At 35.2% G+C, this 18287-nt stretch carries 19 protein-coding genes; 16 read left to right on the forward strand and 3 right to left on the reverse strand.

The window, feature by feature from the left end:
• Positions 1–194: 194 nt before the first annotated feature.
• Positions 195–1022, reverse strand: coding sequence for an exodeoxyribonuclease III (locus tag N7659_RS07720; protein ID WP_263276578.1), 828 nt, complete (start codon positions 1020–1022; stop codon positions 195–197).
• Positions 1023–1202: 180 nt separating this feature from the next.
• Here N7659_RS07720 and metG point away from each other — a divergent pair, with 180 nt between their 5' ends.
• The 16 genes from metG to ileS all read left to right on the forward strand — a co-directional run bounded on the left by metG (position 1203) and on the right by ileS (position 17168).
• Positions 1203–3191 carry a methionine--tRNA ligase gene (gene metG, locus N7659_RS07725; RefSeq protein WP_263276579.1) on the forward strand — a complete coding sequence of 663 codons (1989 nt, stop codon included), beginning with the start codon at positions 1203–1205 and terminating at the stop codon, positions 3189–3191.
• A 115-nt stretch (positions 3192–3306) separates the two neighbouring features.
• Complete coding sequence (locus tag N7659_RS07730; protein ID WP_263276580.1) at positions 3307–3543, forward strand: DUF2829 domain-containing protein; 237 nt, start codon at positions 3307–3309, stop codon at positions 3541–3543.
• A complete protein-coding gene (locus N7659_RS07735; RefSeq protein ID WP_263276581.1) occupies positions 3536–4234 on the forward strand; it encodes a 3-oxoacyl-ACP reductase in 699 nt (232 codons plus the stop codon). Before N7659_RS07730 ends, N7659_RS07735 begins: the two co-directional genes overlap by 8 nt.
• A gap of 12 nt (positions 4235–4246) precedes the next feature.
• Positions 4247–5212, forward strand: a complete 966-nt coding sequence (locus N7659_RS07740; protein ID WP_263276582.1) for a Gfo/Idh/MocA family protein — start codon at positions 4247–4249, stop codon at positions 5210–5212.
• A 59-nt stretch (positions 5213–5271) separates the two neighbouring features.
• Entirely contained in the window at positions 5272–6651 is a 1380-nt protein-coding gene (gene glmU / locus N7659_RS07745; RefSeq protein ID WP_263276583.1) for a bifunctional UDP-N-acetylglucosamine diphosphorylase/glucosamine-1-phosphate N-acetyltransferase GlmU, read from the forward strand.
• Between the two features lie 8 nt (positions 6652–6659).
• Entirely contained in the window at positions 6660–7214 is a 555-nt protein-coding gene (locus N7659_RS07750) for an NUDIX domain-containing protein (RefSeq protein WP_263276584.1), read from the forward strand.
• Complete coding sequence (macP, locus tag N7659_RS07755; protein WP_263276585.1) at positions 7214–7501, forward strand: cell wall synthase accessory phosphoprotein MacP; 288 nt, start codon at positions 7214–7216, stop codon at positions 7499–7501. The genes N7659_RS07750 and macP overlap by 1 nt, the downstream gene beginning before the upstream one ends.
• An 8-nt stretch (positions 7502–7509) precedes the next feature.
• Entirely contained in the window at positions 7510–8220 is a 711-nt protein-coding gene (locus N7659_RS07760) for a 5'-methylthioadenosine/adenosylhomocysteine nucleosidase (protein WP_263276586.1), read from the forward strand.
• Between the two features lie 173 nt (positions 8221–8393).
• Positions 8394–9737 (forward strand): cell division protein FtsA, encoded by a 1344-nt coding sequence (gene ftsA, locus N7659_RS07765; RefSeq protein ID WP_263276587.1) that lies wholly within the window; start codon positions 8394–8396, stop codon positions 9735–9737.
• 24 nt (positions 9738–9761) lie between these two features.
• A complete protein-coding gene (gene ftsZ / locus N7659_RS07770) occupies positions 9762–11057 on the forward strand; it encodes a cell division protein FtsZ (protein ID WP_263276588.1) in 1296 nt (431 codons plus the stop codon).
• Between the two features lies 1 nt (position 11058).
• On the forward strand, positions 11059–11730 hold the full coding sequence (locus N7659_RS07775) for a YggS family pyridoxal phosphate-dependent enzyme (protein ID WP_263276589.1): 672 nt from the start codon (positions 11059–11061) through the stop codon (positions 11728–11730).
• Positions 11731–11743: 13 nt separating this feature from the next.
• A complete protein-coding gene (locus tag N7659_RS07780) occupies positions 11744–12304 on the forward strand; it encodes a cell division protein SepF (protein WP_263276590.1) in 561 nt (186 codons plus the stop codon).
• Positions 12305–12307: 3 nt separating this feature from the next.
• On the forward strand, positions 12308–12553 hold the full coding sequence (locus N7659_RS07785) for a YggT family protein (protein WP_263276591.1): 246 nt from the start codon (positions 12308–12310) through the stop codon (positions 12551–12553).
• A gap of 1 nt (position 12554) precedes the next feature.
• Positions 12555–13352, forward strand: coding sequence for an RNA-binding protein (locus N7659_RS07790; RefSeq protein ID WP_263276592.1), 798 nt, complete (start codon positions 12555–12557; stop codon positions 13350–13352).
• Positions 13353–13362: 10 nt separating this feature from the next.
• Positions 13363–14139: a DivIVA domain-containing protein gene (locus N7659_RS07795; RefSeq protein ID WP_263276593.1), complete on the forward strand. Its 777-nt coding sequence runs from the start codon at positions 13363–13365 to the stop codon at positions 14137–14139.
• Positions 14140–14369: 230 nt separating this feature from the next.
• On the forward strand, positions 14370–17168 hold the full coding sequence (gene ileS, locus N7659_RS07800) for an isoleucine--tRNA ligase (RefSeq protein ID WP_263276594.1): 2799 nt from the start codon (positions 14370–14372) through the stop codon (positions 17166–17168).
• 82 nt (positions 17169–17250) lie between these two features.
• Here the strand turns inward: ileS and N7659_RS07805 are convergent, their stop codons facing one another.
• Positions 17251–17553 (reverse strand): DUF1827 family protein, encoded by a 303-nt coding sequence (locus N7659_RS07805; protein WP_263276595.1) that lies wholly within the window; start codon positions 17551–17553, stop codon positions 17251–17253.
• A 61-nt stretch (positions 17554–17614) separates the two neighbouring features.
• Positions 17615–18070, reverse strand: coding sequence for an NUDIX hydrolase (locus tag N7659_RS07810; RefSeq protein WP_263276596.1), 456 nt, complete (start codon positions 18068–18070; stop codon positions 17615–17617).
• Positions 18071–18287: the final 217 nt, after the last annotated feature.

Raw genomic sequence — 18287 nt, forward strand, 5'->3', positions numbered from 1 at the left:
CCTAATAAATTTGTGGTATTCTTAAGATGTTCCATATGATTCTTTCTAATGAGTGGTTTTGTCGCTTTTCATTATAAGTCATGTGGGACTTTTTGTCTGCATTGAAAAAGCCCTATAACTTCTGTGGTGGAGTTACCCACTACAGATATTATAGAGCCATAAAAAAAAACAGGGATTTCTCTCCCTGTTTTTTATTATAAATCGATTTCCAAGACAATAGGTGTATGGTCTTGGCGGCTGCCTGAGTCAATCATTTCTGATTTCTTAATTCTATCTACCAGTCTTTGGCTAGTTAACCAATAGTCAATTCTCCAGCCAGTATTATTGATTTTACTGGTTTTACTACGTTGTGCCCACCAGGTATAAACATCAGGAATATCACCGTGAAGATGTCTAAAGGTGTCTACAAAGCCTTTGGCTAAAAGATTAGTAAAGCCTTCTCTTTCTTCATCAGTAAAGCCAGGTGATTGGTGATTACTGCTAGGATTAGCCAGATCAATTTCTTTATGAGCAACATTATAATCACCTGTTGCTAGAACAGGTTTTTGTTGATCGAGTGATACTAAATAATCAGCATAATGTCTATCCCATTCTTGCCTGTCAGATAGTCGTTTTAAACCATCCCCTGCATTAGGTGTGTAGACTTGAGTGACAAAGTAGTCTTCAAATTCCAAAGTTATAATACGTCCCTCACTATCCATCGTTGATGGCGCACCAATTTCTGGGAAAGTAATATTTGGTGTCAGTTCCGATTTATATAGGAACATGGTTCCAGCGTACCCTTTTCTAGCTGGTTCTACAGAAGAACGCCAAGTATTGGTATAATTTGGAAAGTAGAAATCTAATTGTTCCAGATGTTTTTTTGTTGGGCCTTTAGCTGATAGTTTAGTTTCCTGAATGGCAATAATATCAGCGTCTTCAGCAACCAAGGTATCGATGACTTGACGTGACAAAACAGCACGATTAGAGTCGCTTGTTAAGGCAGCATTCAAAGAGTCAATATTCCAAGAGATTAATTTCATTATTTTTTTCCTTTTCATTGATTAGTGTTTTTATTATATCAAAACAATGTCATTTCTGCGACTAATTGAAAAGCTTGATAAGATGATGATAAAACTTATCAAATACCTTATCGTATCCATTCTTTTATGATATAATAAAAAAATAATGCATGCGTTTCATTTGCGCTGAAAGGAATTATAATGACTGACAAAAAATCATTTTATATTACAACACCGATTTACTATCCAAGTGGTAAACTCCATATTGGTTCAGCCTACACTACCATAGCCTCTGATGTTTTGGCACGCTATAAACGTCTCATGGGTTATGATGTTTTTTATTTAACTGGTCTTGATGAACATGGCCAAAAAATTCAGGAAAAAGCGGCAGAAGTCGGTAAAACCCCTCAAACTTATGTTGATGAAATGGCTGCAGATGTTGAAGAACTATGGCAATTGTTGGATATTTCTCATGATAAATTTATCAGAACCACTGATAAGGATCATGAAGCTGTCGTAGCCCAAATTTTTGAGCGCTTGTTAGCTCAAGACGATATCTATCTTGGGGAATACTCAGGCTGGTATTCTGTATCTGACGAAGAATTTTTCACAGAAAGTCAATTGGCAGAAGTTTTTCGTGATGCTGATGGTAAGGTTACAGGAGGAATTGCGCCAAGTGGACATGAGGTTAAGTGGGTCTCAGAAGAATCTTATTTCTTACGCCTCAGTAAATACGCTGATCGCTTAGTCGCTTTCTATCAAGAACACCCAGAATTTATCCAGCCACATGGCCGCATGAATGAAATGTTGAAAAACTTTATCGAGCCAGGATTAGAAGATTTGGCAGTGTCACGTACTTCCTTCACTTGGGGTGTTAAGGTACCTTCAAATCCTAAGCACGTTGTCTACGTCTGGATTGATGCTTTGAGCAACTATATTTCTGCGCTTGGTTATGGCACATCAGATACCAAAAATTTTGATCAGTTTTGGCCAGCTGATATCCACATGTTAGGGAAAGATATTTTGCGTTTCCATTCTATTTATTGGCCGGTTCTTCTTATGGCACTTGATTTACCATTGCCAAAACGCCTTATTGCTCATGGTTGGTTTGTCATGCAAGACGGTAAAATGTCAAAATCAAAAGGCAATGTTGTCTATCCTGAAATGCTAGTAGAGCGCTATGGATTAGATGCTTTACGCTATTATTTGATGAGAAGTCTACCGGTTGGTAGTGATGGTACCTTCACACCAGAAGATTATGTTGGCCGTATCAACTATGAATTAGCCAATGATTTAGGAAATCTACTCAACCGCACTGTAGCGATGATTAATAAATACTTTGATGGTAAAATTCCTAGCTATCAAGAAAATGTCACAGTATTTGATACTTCTCTTGCTGAAACAGTAACAGAAAATATCAAAGCCTATCACAATTATATGGAAGCTGTTGATTTTCCAAAAGTTCTAGACAGTATTTGGCAAATTATTGCTAGAACTAACAAATATATTGACGAAACAACACCATGGATTCTTGCAAAAGAAGAGAAAACACAAGAGTTAGCAAGTGTCATGAGCCATCTAGCAGCCAGTTTAAGAGTTGTTGCTCACCTTATCCAACCATTTATGATGACAACAGCTACTGGCATTATGACGCAACTTGGTCTTGACAATACTTATCACCTAGAGACGATTTCATTGGAGAGTTTACCAGCTAACCTAACCGTTGTTAAAAAAGGTGAGCCTCTTTTCCCACGACTTGACATGGAAGAAGAAATTGACTATATCAAAGAACAAATGTCAGGAAAACAAACCACAGAAAAACCTTGGGATCCTGCTGAAGTTGAATTGGTAAATGAAAAAGATGCCATTAAATTTGATATCTTTGACAAGGTGGAAATTCGCGTTGCAGAAGTAAAAGACGTTCAAAAAGTACCCGGTTCTGATAAATTATTACAATTTAGATTAGATGCAGGTGATGGAGAAGACCGTCAAATTCTTTCAGGAATTGCTAAGTACTATCCAAATCCAGAAGAATTAATTGGACAAAAACTGCAAATTGTTGCCAACCTCAAACCGCGTAAGATGATGGGCTTACTAAGCCAAGGAATGATTTTGTCAGCAGAACACGATGGTCAACTAACCTTACTAACAGTGGATCAAAAAGTGCCAAATGGCAGTCAAATTGGTTAGTCATGTCAAAAGAGAACATCACAATGTTCTCTTTTTTGATATCTGAATAACTGGATTCAAGCAAAGAAAAGCTATCTTTTTATGATATAATGACAATAGAATAAAGGAGGATATCATGACATTTGAAGAAATTTTACCAGGCTTAAAAGAAAAGAAAAAGTATGTTAGAACAGGTTGGGGTGGTGCTGAAAATTATGTTCAATTATTTGATAGTATTGAACAAGCTGGGCAATCTTTAGAGGTTACACCTTACTTTTTAATTAATGTTTCAGGAGAAGGTGAAGGATTTTCGATGTGGAGTCCAACACCGTGTGACGTTTTAGCAACAGATTGGATTGAAGTCAATGACTAAAACCGTTTTAATAACTGGTGTCTCAAGTGGCATCGGCTATGAGCAAGCACGTTTATTTCTTAAAGAAGGTTATCATGTTTATGGTGTTGATAAGAATCCTGCACCAATACTAGAAGGTAGCTTTGATTTTTTGCAATTAGATATCAGTAAGGATTTAATGGCTTTATTTACAAAAGTAAAAAATGTTGATGTTTTGTGTTTGACAGCTGGTGTTTTAGATGACTACAAGCCTTTATTAAACACAAATAGGCAAGAAATAAGTGATGTCTTTGCGACTAATTTTTTTGCTGTGGTTAATATCACGTCTTTTTACTTGCAAAAAATGGTGGAAAAACAAGCCGGATGCATCATTACCATGTGCTCAATTGCCTCTTTTTTAGCAGGGGGTGGTGGGATTGCTTATACGTCTTCAAAACATGCTCTTGCGGGTTTCACAAGGCAACTAGCTCTTGATTACGCTAAAGAAAACATCTCCGTTTTTGGTATTGCTCCTGGAGCAGTTAAAACAGCTATGACTAAGGCAGATTTTGAACCAGGTGGGTTATCAGAATGGGTAGCCAATGAAACACCAATCAAACGTTGGATTTTACCCGAAGAAGTAGCAGAATTGAGTTTGTTTTTGGCCTCAGGAAAAGCTTCTGCCATGCAAGGAGACATTATTACTATTGATGGTGGCTGGAGTTTGAAATAAAAGGAGTTTACAATGAAATTAGCAATTATTGGAACAGGTATGATCGTCAAAGAAGTTTTGCCTGTCCTAAAAACAATTGATGGCATTGATTTAGAGATGATAGTCTCTACTTCCCGCAGTATCAAGCTAGCAGAAGCATTATCACAAGAATATGATATCAAAACATTTACAAGTCAATATCATGATGCTTTAGATAGTGATACGATAGACACTGTTTATATCGCCGTGCCCAACCATCTTCATTATTCATTTGCAAAAGAAGCTTTGATGGCAAATAAGCATGTTATTTGTGAGAAACCTTTTACAATGACTGCTCAAGAATTAGAAGACCTTTCTCAAATAGCAAATGAAAGACAACTCATTTTATTAGAAGCCATTACCAATCAGTACTTAAAAAATTATGATGCTATTAAAGAATTATTGCCTAAACTAGGTGAGATTAAAATTATCAATTGTAATTTTTCTCAATATTCTTCCCGCTATGATGCTTTTAAAAAGGGTGAGATTGCTCCTGTTTTTGACCCTGAAAAAGGTGGAGGAGCTCTTCGTGATTTAAATATCTATAATATTCATTTTGTCGTTGGTTTATTTGGCTTGCCAAAATCAGTTCATTACCTGGCAAATATGGAAAAAGGTATTGATACATCAGGTATCTTACTTTTAGATTATCAAACATTTAAAGTCTCTTGTATCGGTTCTAAAGATTCAAGTGCCGACATCAAAACAACCATTCAAGGAAATAAAGGCTATCTTGAAATTAACGGTGCCACAAGCATCATTCCATCAGTTGCTCTAACGCTTAACGGAGAAAAAACAAGCCTTATTAATAAAAATCCTAATCAACCTCGTCTATGGTCTGAATTTGTTGCATTTGAAGAAATCATTAGATTAAAAGATTTGAAAGAAGCAAAACAAAGACTTAAACATAGTCAACAAGTAATGAGTGTTCTTGATCAAGCATTAGCAACAACTGTTTAACAACTCTTGTTAAATATGCTATAATGGAGTGATTTTAAAAAGTATTGTGAGGAAAAGAAATGACAAATTATGCAATTATTTTAGCAGCTGGAAAAGGCACTCGAATGAAATCAGACCTACCTAAAGTACTTCATCAAGTGGCAGGTATTTCAATGGTGGAACATGTGTTTAGAAGTGTTGCTGCTATCAATCCTGAAAAAAAAGTAACGATTATTGGACACAAGGCTGATCTAGTCAAGGATGTTGTGGGTGAACAATCTCATTTTGTTTTACAAAAAGAGCAACTAGGAACTGGTCATGCTGTTATGATGGCTAAAGAACAATTGGCTGGGCTTGATGGACAAACCCTTGTTATTGCTGGTGATACACCTTTAATTACAGGTGAAAGTTTAAAAAATCTTGTCGATTTTCATAGTAATCATAAGAACGTTGCTACTATTTTGACAGCTGAAGCGGCTAATCCTTTTGGTTATGGTCGTATTATTCGTAATCAAAATGATGAAGTCACTAAAATTGTTGAACAAAAAGATGCTTCTGATTTTGAACAACAAGTCAAAGAAATTAACACAGGGACTTATGTTTTTGATAATAAAAGGCTATTTGAAGCCCTTAAAAATATCACCACAAATAATGCTCAGGGAGAATATTATCTGACTGATGTCATTGGTATTTTTAAACAATTAGGTGAAAAGGTTGGTGCTTATAAACTGCGTGATTTCGATGAGAGTTTAGGTGTCAATGATCGCGTTGCTTTATCAAAAGCAGAAGAAGTTATGCGTCATAGAATTAATCATCATCACATGGTTAATGGTGTTTCTTTCATCGATCCTAAAACAACTTATGTTGATGTTGATGTTTCTTTATCACCAGAAGTTGTCCTAGAGCCAAATGTCACACTAAAAGGAAAAACTAAAGTAGGGCAAGCAAGTACAATTACTAATGGTAGCTACCTAGTAGATGCTACTATTGGAAAAAATGTGACAATTACTCATTCAACGATCAAAGAATCTGTGATAGAAGATGGTGTTACAGTAGGTCCTTATGCCCACATTCGTCCTCAATCACATCTCTCAAATGATGTTCATATTGGTAATTTTGTCGAAGTTAAGGCATCAACAATAGGCGAAAACACAAAATCAGGTCATTTGACTTATATCGGCAATACTACCATTGGTAGTGATGTCAATGTTGGTGCTGGGACAATTATTGCTAATTATGATGGTCAAAACAAATTTGAAACAACCATTGAAAACCATGCCTTCATCGGCAGTAATTCAACGATTATCGCACCAGTTACTATTGGTAAAAATGCTCTAACTGCTGCAGGTTCAACTATTCATCAAGATGTACCTGAAGATAGTTTAGCAATTGGTCGCGGTCGTCAAGTTAATAAAGAAGGTTATGCGATTGGTAAACCACATCACTCAAGTCAGAAATAGGAGTTTTTATGGAATTTATTGAAAAAACAATTGAACGTCAAACTATTTTTAAAGGACGTGTTTTTGAAGTTGCTGTTGATCAAGTTGAATTACCAAATGGTCTAGGGACATCAACACGTGAGCTCATTTTTCATAAAGGTGCTGTTGCTGTTTTAGCTTTGACGCCAGAAAATAAAATAGTTATCGTAAAGCAGTACCGAAAAGCGATTGAGATGGTTAGTTATGAAGTACCTGCTGGGAAATTAGAAGTTGGTGAAGGTGGTTCTGAAAAAGAAGCAGCTCTTCGTGAATTAGAAGAAGAAACAGGTTACGTAGGAGATCTTTCTCTCATTCACGAATTTCACACAGCCATTGGCTTTTGTGATGAAAAAATTAAACTCTACTTAGGAACTAATCTTAAAAAGGTCCCAAATCCAAAACCAAAAGATGCAGATGAAACTATTGAAATCCTTGAATTGAGTTTAAAAGAATGCCAAGAGATGATTAGTACAGGTCAAATTACGGATGCTAAAACAATTATTGCCATTCAGTACCTAACATTAAATCAAGAGAGGATACTTTAATGGGAAAACCTTTATTAACTGATGAGATCATTAGGCGTGCTAATGCTAAAAAACCATTGAATAGTCAGTTGATAGAAGATGAGGATACTAAAATTATCCCCGTTATTTCTGATGATTATTCTAATTTTATGAGTGATGATGACAGGTCTGAAAAACAATCACAAATGATTAAAAGTCGGCGAATTGAAAATGCTAAACGACGTGCTTTTAGCAAAAAATTAAATTTAATTTTAGTTATTGTGGTTCTGTTGCTTGCAGCATTAATGTATGCAATTTTTAAAATTTAGGAGAAAAAATGACAATTGGAATTATTGCTGCAATGGCAGAAGAATTGCACTATTTAGTGAATAATCTTACAGAAAAAAAAGAAACACTTGTTTTAAATCAAACTTATTTCTCGGGTAAAATAGGACAACATGAGGTGATTTTAGTTCAAAGTGGTATTGGTAAGGTCATGAGTGCTATGAGTGTAGCGGTTTTAGCAGATCACTTTGGAGCGTCAGTGATTATTAATACAGGTTCAGCTGGTGCAGTTGCTAAAGACTTAAAAATAGGAGACGTTGTGGTATCAGATCGATTGGTTTATCATGATGTTGATGTGACGGCTTTTGGTTATCAATACGGTCAAATGGCAGCCCAACCTCTTTATTTTCAATCTAGTTCATGGTTGGTTGAGGCTTTTCAAAAAGTTTTAAATGACCAAACCATTTCTTCTAAAATTGGCCTGATTGCAACTGGAGACAGTTTTATTGCTGGTCAAGAAAAAATTGATGAAATTTTAAACTATTTCCCTGAAACTCTTGCTGTTGAAATGGAAGGTGCAGCTATAGCTCAAGCTGCTACTAATGCTAATTGTTCGTTTGTTGTTGTTCGTGCCATTAGCGATACTGCTTCTCATGATGCTAACATTACTTTTTCTGAATTTATTAAGGAAGCAGGTCAGACTTCTGCAAAAATATTAATCACTTTTTTAAGACAATTAGTTCTTGAGAACAATGATGTTTAAACTAGTTTAATTTTAAAAAAACGACATTATTTCTAAAAAATGACAATTAAATAAATTTTTTATTATCAAAAACGTAAAACACTAACATTTTACGTTTTTTTATGTTATAATATTTTGGAATAATACTGTTTTTAATCAGTACTATAGATAAGAGAGATAGTGAGGTCGAGTGAATGGCTAGGAATGGCTTTTTTACAGGATTGGATATAGGAACAAGCTCGATTAAAGTTCTTGTTGCTGAATTTGTTGATAATGAAATGAACGTCATTGGAGTGAGTAATGTAAAGAGCTCAGGAGTTCGAGATGGGATTGTGATTGATATTGATGCCGCTTCAAAAGCTATAAGAGTTGCGGTTGATCAAGCAGAAGAAAAAGCTGGCATCTCCATTGATAAAGTAAGTGTTAGTTTGCCAGCAAATCTTCTTCAAATTGAACCAACTCAAGGAATGATTCCTGTAACTAGTGATTCAAAAGAAATCAAAGACGAAGATGTTGATAGTGTTGTTAAGTCAGCACTTACAAAGAGTATTACACCAGAACGTGAAGTTATTTCACTAGTTCCTGGTGAATTCATTGTGGATGGCTTTAAAGGGATTAGAGATCCACGTGGCATGATGGGGATTCGTTTAGAAATGCGTGGTTTGTTGTATACAGGGCCAAGTACCATTTTGCATAATCTTAGAAAAACAGTTGAAAAAGCAGGAATTGCTGTAGACAATATCATCATCTCACCATTAGCTATGAGCAAGTATGTTCTTAACGAAGGTGAGAGAGAATTTGGCGCTACTGTTATTGATATGGGTGGAGGACAAACAACTGTTGCCTCAATGCGTTCTCAGGAATTGCAGTTCACAAATATCTATTCTGAAGGTGGCGACTATGTCACAAAAGATATTTCAAAAGTTCTCAAAACATCTATCAATACTGCTGAAGCTATTAAATATAATTTTGGCAATGCCAATGTTAGTGAAAGTAGTGCAACTGAAACTATTCAAGTTGAAGTTGTTGGTGAAACACAGCCAATTGATGTTTCTGAAAGATATATTTCAGAAATTATTTCAGCTCGAGTGCGTAGCATTTTTGGTCACATCAAACAAGACCTAGAACGTAGTCGTTCTATCGAGTACCCAGGAGGAATTATTCTTGCCGGTGGAGGTGCGATTATCCCTGGTGTTGTTGAATTAGCCCAAGAAACTTTTGGCGTTAATGTTAAATTGTTTGTACCAAATCAAATGGGTATTAGAAACCCAATGTTTGCTAATGTGATTTCATTAGTGGACTACGTTGGTTCGATGACAGATGTTGATGTTATTGCTCAAAGAGCAGTAACAGGAGAAGAATTGTTACGTCGTAAACCAATTGATACTGGAAGAGCTCCAGTTGTTAATGATTCAATTAGCTACTCAGAATCTAACAATGTGGCAGAAATTAAAAGACCACAAGAAAATGGTGAACCTAAGCAAAAAGAAAACTTAGGAGATAAAGTACGAAATATTTTTGGAAGTATGTTTGATTAAAGATAAAATAAGTGAGGAAATAAAATGGTATTTTCATTTGATACAGCAGCTAGTCAAGGTGCAATTATTAAGGTTATCGGTGTCGGCGGTGGTGGTGGTAATGCCATCAACCGAATGATTACAGAAGGTGTTTCTGGTGTTGAATTCATAGCTGCTAACACTGATGTACAAGCTTTAAGTAGTTCAAAAGCTGAAACTGTTATTCAACTTGGTCCTAAATTGACTAGAGGACTTGGTGCTGGAGGTCAGCCTGAAGTTGGTCGTAAAGCAGCAGAAGAAAGTGAAGAAGCAATTACAGAAGCATTGAATGGTTCAGATATGGTCTTCATCACTGCAGGAATGGGTGGTGGTTCTGGAACTGGTGCTGCACCAGTTATTGCTAGAATTGCTAAAAGCTTAGGTGCGTTAACAGTAGCAGTTGTGACACGTCCATTTGCTTTTGAAGGAAATAAACGCAGTAACTTTGCAATTGAAGGAATTTCTGAATTAAGAGATCAAGTAGATACTCTATTAATCATTTCTAATAATAACCTTTTGGAAATTGTTGATAAGAAAACACCTCTTCTTGAAGCACTTAGTGAAGCAGATAACGTTTTACGTCAAGGTGTTCAAGGAATCTCTGATTTAATTACAAATCCTGGACTAATCAATCTTGACTTTGCTGATGTTAAAACAGTAATGGCAAACAAAGGAAATGCCTTAATGGGTATCGGTATTGGTTCTGGTGAAGAACGTATTGTTGAAGCTGCTCGTAAAGCTATCTATTCACCACTTCTTGAAACTACTATTGATGGAGCTGAAGATGTTATTGTTAACGTGACTGGTGGTCTTGATATGACTTTGACTGAAGCAGAAGAGGCTTCTGAAATTGTTAGTCAGGCAGCGGGTCAAGGCGTTAATATTTGGCTTGGTACTTCTATTGATGATACTATGTCAGATGAAATCAGAGTTACAGTAGTTGCAACAGGTGTTCGTCAAGACAAAGTTGAACGTGTTTCAGGTATTGGTAATGCCCAACCTCACGTTTCAAATCCTTCTGCTTCTAGACAAGCAGGGTCTCAGTATGCAGCTGAACATTTAAATTCAAGACGTCAAGCTTATCAATCGTTTGATATGAATGACACTCCTGATCTTCCAAGAACAGGTCGTCAAAAAGAACCATCATCACAACCTTCTGGATTTGGTAATTGGGATCTTCGTCGTGATTCTATTACTCGTCCAACAGAAGGAGAACTTGATAGTAAGTTGACAATGTCTTCGTTTTCTGACCAATCTGACGATGATGAGTTAGAAACACCACCATTCTTTAAGAACCGTTAAAATGGATTTAGAAAAAAATAAAACTAATGTTCTTCAGGAAATCTCAAAGGTTGCTCAAGAGGCAGGTAGATCTCCTGAGGACATTAATATTATAGCAGTTACAAAATATGTTGATTTAAACACAACAAAAGAAATGATAGCATTGGGTATAAAACATATTGGTGAAAATCGTGTTGATAAATTTTTGACTAAATATGAAACCTTAGCCAATGAACCAATAGTATGGCATTTTATTGGAAGTTTACAACGTCGAAAAGTGAAAGAAATCATTAATAAGATTGATTACTTCCACGCTCTTGATTCTTTGAACTTAGCAAAAGAAATTCAAAAGAGAGCTGAACATCCTATAAAATGCTTTTTACAAGTTAATATTTCTGGTGAAGAAAGTAAACATGGTTTTTCACTTGCTGAAATTGATCATGTCTTAAGTGCTTTAACTGATTGTGATAAGATTATCATCGTAGGTTTAATGACTATGGCACCAATAGATGCCAGTGATGAAGAATTGACACACATTTTTAAAACAGCAAATGAACTTAGGTTAACTTTGAAGAACAGAAAACTTAAAAATATGCCTTTGACTGATTTAAGTATGGGTATGAGTAGAGATTATAAAATTGCGATTCAAAATGGCTCAACATATGTTAGAATCGGAACAGCATTTTTTAGTTAAATGGAGATAAAATATGGCACTTAGAGATAAATTTAATAAACTTATTTCTTATTTTGATACAGATGATATCAGTGAAGTAGAAGAAGAGACAGTTGAAGAGACTGTCAGACAACCTCGAGTGGAAGCTCCTCAACAAAGACGTGAGCGCCCTTCTAGGATTGAAGCATCTGAAAGAAGTGAAGTAAAAGACAGAACACATTTGCGTCCTGTAACTAATGTTTCACCCTCACATGCTAAAACCAATAGAGAACAAATGGCTCAAACAGCTGTAGAATCAGCTAGAACAACTATTGCTATTAAATATCCTAAAAAATATGAAGATGCTCAGGAAATAGTTGATGCTTTGATACTTAATGAGTGCATTTTAATTGATTTTCAATACATGATAGATGCTCAAGCACGTCGTTGTCTTGACTTTATTGATGGTGCTAGTAAAGTTCTTTACGGTAATCTTCAAAAAGTAAGTTCTTCTATGTTCTTATTAACTCCAGCTAATGTTATTGTTGATTTTGAGGAAATTGGTATTCCACATAATGGACAAGATATTAGTTATGACTATGATATGAAGAGATGATAGATGATAGTATTTATAATAAATAAAGCAATTGATATTTTTTCTTTTTTACTTGTTGTTTATGCCTTACTATCTTGGTTCCCAGAAACACATAACAGTACTTGGGCAGGATATTTGTATCAAATTGTAGAACCTATTTTGAAAGTGTTTAGAAAATTAAATCTTCAATTTGGTAATATTGATTTTACTGTAGTAGCAGCTTTGATTGCTCTTAGAATGTTAAAAAGTTTAATCAATATGATTTTATAATATGACAGAAAAAAATTCGCTATATCAACATTTTAGACCGGATGAAAAACTATTTTTGGAGAAAATAGAAGAATTTATTCGAAAAGTTGAAGATTCCTATTTTATTCAGGTGACAGATTTTTTAGATCCTAGGCAAGTTTATGTTGCAAAGATTCTATTAACAACAAGAGGTATAACCTATTATGTTAGTAGTGATTATTATGAGATGGAATATGCAAAAATCATTATTTCACCTCCGTCACCTTTTTATGAAATGGATTTTTCAGATTTTGGTATCTCGTTACTAAATATCAACTATAATGATAAATTTAATCAATTGACCCATGCTCAAATATTAGGAACTTTGATTCATACTCTTGGTATTAAAAGAACCGTTATTGGGGATATTATTGTTAAAAAAGGTCAAGCTCAGCTTTTAATAGATTCTAAGATGGTCTCTTATTTTAAAAATAATATTCATAAAATTGGCCGTTCTAGTGTCTCGTTAACTGAAGATTCTTTAGAGAATTTGCTTGAAGCAGACGAGTTTAATGAATCTGTTGATATTTTGACATCAAGTCTTAGAGCAGACAATATCATCGCATCAGTTTTAAAAGTTTCAAGAACAGTAGCCATGAAGTTAATCTCAGCTGAAAAAGTTAAAATTAACTATATGGTTATCAATAAAACGTCTGAGATGATTTCTGTTAATGACATTATTAGTGTCAGAGGTTATGGTCGATTTATTATTGCATCTGATAATGGTCTGTCAAAACAAAAGAAACATAAATTAACAATTATTCGAAAAGTGCATAAGTGAGGAAATGTAGATGACATTAACAACCCTTGAAATTAAAGATAAAACATTTAATGTAAAATTTAGAGGCTACAGTATTGATGAGGTCAATGAGTTTTTGGACATGGTTATCGATGACTATGAAGAAATTATTCGCGCTAACCATGATAAAGAACAACGTATTAAAGATCTCGAAGATAAAATAGCTTATTTTGATAATATGAAAGATTCTTTGACACAGTCTGTTATTTTGGCTCAAGAAACATCTGATAAAGTTAAAATGTCTGCTAAAATCGAAGCCGATAATATTTTAAACAAAGCCCAAAATGATGCTTTTTCTTTAATTGAGGAAGCAAAAGCCAAGGCTAATCAAATTATTCGTGATGCCACTGATGATGCTAAACGTGTTGCCGTTGAAACCGAAGATTTGAAACGTCAAAGTCGCTTGTTCCACCAACGTTTACTTTCAGTTGTTGAAGGTCAAATGGGCTTAGTCAATGCACCAGAATGGCATGATTTGTTGCAACCAACTGCTGTTTATCTTCAAAACTCAGATGCAGCCTTTAAAGAAGTTGTTGAAAAAGTGTTAGAGGAACATGTTCCAGAAACAGATGACTCAACTTCTATTGATGCCACACGTCAATTTAGTCCAGAAGAAATGGAAGAATTACAAAGACGTGTTGCTGAGGGAAATGCTCAACTTAAAGCAGCTAAACAAGCATCTGAAGGGACATCAAATCCAACAATTGAAATTATTTCCGATCAAGTTGATGACGCAGATGACACTTTCCAATTTAATATTGACGATTAACAAGAACACATTCAATTGATAATATTTAAAGCGAGTAGGAGATGGTGAGAGTCCTATAATCCCTTATCAATTATTTATCATCTTGTTTGTTTCTATCTGAATAGTTTTATAAGATAGAAGGTTAGCTTACCTTACAAGCAAAGAGGAATACTTTTTAGTATTCGAACTAAGGTGGTACCACGAGCTTTCGTCCTTTTCGATGAGGGCTTTTTTATATATAAGGAGAAAAAATGAAATTAAAAGAAACACTTAATCTAGGCAATACAGCTTTTCCAATGCGTGCTGGTTTACCCAACAAAGAACCTCAATGGCAAAAATCATGGCAGGAAGCTAACTTATATGCAAAAAGACAAGAATTAAATGAAAACAAGCCAGAATTCCATCTTCATGATGGTCCTCCCTATGCGAATGGAAACATTCATGTGGGTCACGCATTAAATAAAATTTCAAAAGATATTATTGTGCGTTCTAAGTCAATGTCGGGTTACAAAGCACCTTATGTTCCTGGCTGGGATACACACGGTCTTCCAATTGAGCAAGTATTGGCTAAGAAAGGTGTTAAACGTAAAGAAATTGATTTATCTGACTATCTTGAGATGTGTCGCCAATATGCTTTGAGTCAAGTTGATAAACAAATGGAAGATTTCAAACGTCTGGGGATTTCTGCTGATTGGGAAAATCCTTACATCACACTAACAAAAGATTATGAAGCTGCACAAATTAGAGTTTTTGGTGCCATGGCAGACAAAGGCTATATCTATCGAGGTGCTAAACCAGTGTACTGGTCTTGGTCGTCTGAGTCAGCTTTGGCAGAGGCTGAAATTGAGTACCATGATTTAGAATCAACCTCTATCTATTATGCTAACAAGGTCAAGGATGGGAAAGGTATTTTAGATACTAATACCTATATTGTTGTTTGGACAACAACACCTTTTACTGTTACAGCTTCACGTGGTTTAACAGTTGGTCCTGATTTTGACTATGCACTTGTCAAACCAGCTAATGACACAAGACAATTTATTGTTGCTTATGATATGCTAAACGATTTAGCTAATCGCTTTTCATGGGAATCGCCAGAAGTATTAAAAACCTATAAAGGAAAAGAATTAGAGAGAATTGTAACAGAACATCCTTGGGATAAGGAAGTTGATGAATTAGTTATCCTTGGTGACCATGTTACCCTTGACTCTGGTACAGGTATTGTCCATACGGCACCTGGTTTTGGTGAGGATGACTACAACGTTGCCATTCAGTACGATTTAGAAGTTGCGGTTACGGTTGATGGACGTGGAATGATGATGGAAAATGCCGGAGAAGCTTTTGCTGGTCAATTTTATGCCAAAGTAACTCCAATTGTCATTGAACAATTAGGAGATTTACTCTTAGCCACTGATGTAATCACCCATTCCTACCCATTTGACTGGCGTACTAAAAAGCCAATTATTTGGCGAGCAGTCCCTCAATGGTTTGCCTCTGTTTCTAAATTCCGAGAAGAGATTCTCTCAGAAATTGATAAAACGATCTTTTACCCAGCTTGGGGGAAAACACGTCTTTACAATATGATTCGTGATCGAGGAGATTGGGTTATCTCTAGACAACGTGCTTGGGGAGTGCCATTACCAATTTTCTATGCCGAAGATGGAACACCTATTATGTCTAAAGAGGTAACCGATCATGTTGCAGATCTTTTTGAACAAGAAGGGTCAGTTATCTGGTGGCAAAAAGAAGCCAAAGAATTGTTGCCTGAAGGTTTTACCCACCCAGGCTCTCCAAATGGTGAGTTTACCAAAGAAACAGATATCATGGATGTTTGGTTCGACTCTGGTAGTTCATGGAATGGTGTTATGAACAGTCGTTCTGGTCTTTCTTATCCAGCTGATCTTTATTTAGAAGGAAGTGACCAATACCGTGGTTGGTTTAATTCGTCTCTCATCACTTCAGTAGCGGTTAACAATCATGCACCATATCAATCTGTTTTATCACAAGGTTTTGTTCTTGATGGCAAGGGTGAAAAAATGTCTAAGTCTAAAGGAAACATTATTTCACCAAACGATGTGGCTAAACAATACGGCGCTGAAATTCTTCGTCTTTGGGTGACTTCTGTTGATTCTTCAAATGACGTTCGTGTGTCAATGGATATTTTGGGTCAAGTTTCAGAAACCTATCGAAAAGTTAGAAATACACTTCGTTTCTTGTTAGCTAATACGAGCGATTTTAATCCAGAAACTAATCGTGTGTCTTATAACCAACTACGATCAGTTGATCAATACATTACTATTAAGTTTAATCAATTAGTAGCAACCATCAATGATGCTTATGAACAATATGATTTCATGACTATCTATAAAGCTGTTGTTAACTTTGTAACGGTTGACTTATCTGCGTTTTATCTTGATTTTGCTAAGGATGTTGTTTATATTCAGGCTACTGATAGTCTAGAAAGACGTCAAATGCAGACTGTCTTCTATGATATTTTGGTAAAATTAACAAAATTATTGACACCAATTTTACCACATACAGCAGAAGAAATCTGGTCTTACTTAACCTTTGAAAAAGAAGAGTTTGTGCAATTATCAGACATGCCTAAAGCTCTGACTTTTGATAATCAAGATAACATTATTGAGAAGTGGGAACGCTTCATGACTCTTCGTACTCAAGCGCAAAAAGCACTTGAAGAAGCACGTAATGAAAAAGTGATTGGTAAATCTCTTGAAGCACATTTAACCATATATCTTAATAGTGAAACAAAAGCATTCTTAGATAGTTTAGACAGTAATATTGCTCAATTATTGATTGTGTCACAATTAACCTTAACTGAACAAGAGGCACCTAAAGATGCTGTTATTTTCGAGGACATTGCTTTTAGTGTTTCTCATGCTACTGGTGATGTTTGTGCTCGTTGTCGTCGATTAGATGAGACAGTTGGTACAAATGCTAATCCAAATCTTAGTATGGTTTGTGATTCTTGTGCAAATATCTTAGAAAGTCATTTCTCTGAAGCAGTTAAAGAAGGCTTTGAAACAAAATAAAGAAAAAGGATGTCTGTTGCTATTTAAAAGCCAGACATCGTTTTTTTATTTAATGAAAAATAAAAAGCAGTGTCACACTGCTTTAAATAGTCGTTGGAATAGATATTTCAATCAGTTTTGCTGAATGAATGGTTTTAATTTGATCAGGAATGGTAATCTTACGGTCTATTTTACGTTTTAAGAAAAATTCACGAATAGCCTCTATTTCACTATCTTTGATAGCACGGTAATTGTTAATAATTAATAATTCATAGTGTTTAGGAGCTTGTGTAAAGATAACATCGGTATTTCCTGCTGAGTATACTTCAACGAGCTTTGCATCGGTATGTTTCAACTGATTTTTAACCAATTGAGGATGGCTACTTGTAGTATTGATTAGTCTCATCTTATTCCTCCGTTATTTCTTTTTTTATTATTATAGCACGATTTTATAAATATGACGTCAATTAGCATTCTTTTTTATATTTTTTTTGCCATTGTTCAATACCCCAGCGATGACTGCCACGTTTTAATTTTGAAATCGCTTCTTTGATGGGAAACCATTCTAGATTGTTAAACTCTTCTAAAGGCTGTGAAACTTTTTTATAATCTACAACATCATAGATATAGGCAGGATTGTAGTAATGTGTCTCGCGGTGAGACGAAAAGAAATATTCATCAGCTTGACCGAAATAGTCACCAATGGTAGCTTCAAAACCAAGTTCTTCCATTAATTCACGTTTTAAAGCACGGAAGTGGTCTTCACCAGCCTCAATTTCACCTCCTGGTAAAAACCATGCACCATTTGGTGCTTGGACGAGTATTATTTTTTCTTTTTCATCATCTGCAATAACGGCATAAACACCATACCTAGCAACGTAGTCAACATTTTCTTCTTTAGTTCCAAAAACGGGATTTGTCATAATAAACTCCTTTTTTAACATTATACTAAAATCTTTTTAGTTTGACTATTGTCTGATGGTTAATTTGATTTTTTAAACCTTAAAAGATAATTTTCCCCAATTGTCAAGTTAAGTGCAACAAATTATTCCTCTGACTAAGTCATTAGTTCTTAAACTGTTTGAGCTAGCTCAAACAGTTTTTTAGCAGACTGATAGTTGTGTATCCTTCTAAGTTTAT

The sequence above is a fragment of the Streptococcus sp. CSL10205-OR2 genome (assembly GCF_025660655.1).
In the GTDB taxonomy this organism is placed as follows: domain Bacteria; phylum Bacillota; class Bacilli; order Lactobacillales; family Streptococcaceae; genus Streptococcus.

What these genes read in the sequence shown, in the direction of transcription:
- N7659_RS07775 (WP_263276589.1), top strand. Translation starts at nt 11,059, where the DNA reads ATGGATTTAGAAAAAAATAAAACTAATGTTCTTCAGGAAATCTCAAAG.
- N7659_RS07790 (WP_263276592.1), top strand. Translation starts at nt 12,555, where the DNA reads ATGACAGAAAAAAATTCGCTATATCAACATTTTAGACCGGATGAAAAA.
- N7659_RS07795 (WP_263276593.1), top strand. Translation starts at nt 13,363, where the DNA reads ATGACATTAACAACCCTTGAAATTAAAGATAAAACATTTAATGTAAAA.
- N7659_RS07780 (WP_263276590.1), top strand. Translation starts at nt 11,744, where the DNA reads ATGGCACTTAGAGATAAATTTAATAAACTTATTTCTTATTTTGATACA.
- N7659_RS07805 (WP_263276595.1), bottom strand. Translation starts at nt 17,553, where the DNA reads ATGAGACTAATCAATACTACAAGTAGCCATCCTCAATTGGTTAAAAAT.
- N7659_RS07720 (WP_263276578.1), bottom strand. Translation starts at nt 1,022, where the DNA reads ATGAAATTAATCTCTTGGAATATTGACTCTTTGAATGCTGCCTTAACA.
- metG (WP_263276579.1), top strand. Translation starts at nt 1,203, where the DNA reads ATGACTGACAAAAAATCATTTTATATTACAACACCGATTTACTATCCA.
- glmU (WP_263276583.1), top strand. Translation starts at nt 5,272, where the DNA reads ATGACAAATTATGCAATTATTTTAGCAGCTGGAAAAGGCACTCGAATG.
- N7659_RS07760 (WP_263276586.1), top strand. Translation starts at nt 7,510, where the DNA reads ATGACAATTGGAATTATTGCTGCAATGGCAGAAGAATTGCACTATTTA.
- N7659_RS07750 (WP_263276584.1), top strand. Translation starts at nt 6,660, where the DNA reads ATGGAATTTATTGAAAAAACAATTGAACGTCAAACTATTTTTAAAGGA.
- N7659_RS07810 (WP_263276596.1), bottom strand. Translation starts at nt 18,070, where the DNA reads ATGACAAATCCCGTTTTTGGAACTAAAGAAGAAAATGTTGACTACGTT.
- macP (WP_263276585.1), top strand. Translation starts at nt 7,214, where the DNA reads ATGGGAAAACCTTTATTAACTGATGAGATCATTAGGCGTGCTAATGCT.
- N7659_RS07785 (WP_263276591.1), top strand. Translation starts at nt 12,308, where the DNA reads ATGATAGTATTTATAATAAATAAAGCAATTGATATTTTTTCTTTTTTA.
- ftsZ (WP_263276588.1), top strand. Translation starts at nt 9,762, where the DNA reads ATGGTATTTTCATTTGATACAGCAGCTAGTCAAGGTGCAATTATTAAG.
- N7659_RS07740 (WP_263276582.1), top strand. Translation starts at nt 4,247, where the DNA reads ATGAAATTAGCAATTATTGGAACAGGTATGATCGTCAAAGAAGTTTTG.
- ftsA (WP_263276587.1), top strand. Translation starts at nt 8,394, where the DNA reads ATGGCTAGGAATGGCTTTTTTACAGGATTGGATATAGGAACAAGCTCG.
- ileS (WP_263276594.1), top strand. Translation starts at nt 14,370, where the DNA reads ATGAAATTAAAAGAAACACTTAATCTAGGCAATACAGCTTTTCCAATG.
- N7659_RS07730 (WP_263276580.1), top strand. Translation starts at nt 3,307, where the DNA reads ATGACATTTGAAGAAATTTTACCAGGCTTAAAAGAAAAGAAAAAGTAT.
- N7659_RS07735 (WP_263276581.1), top strand. Translation starts at nt 3,536, where the DNA reads ATGACTAAAACCGTTTTAATAACTGGTGTCTCAAGTGGCATCGGCTAT.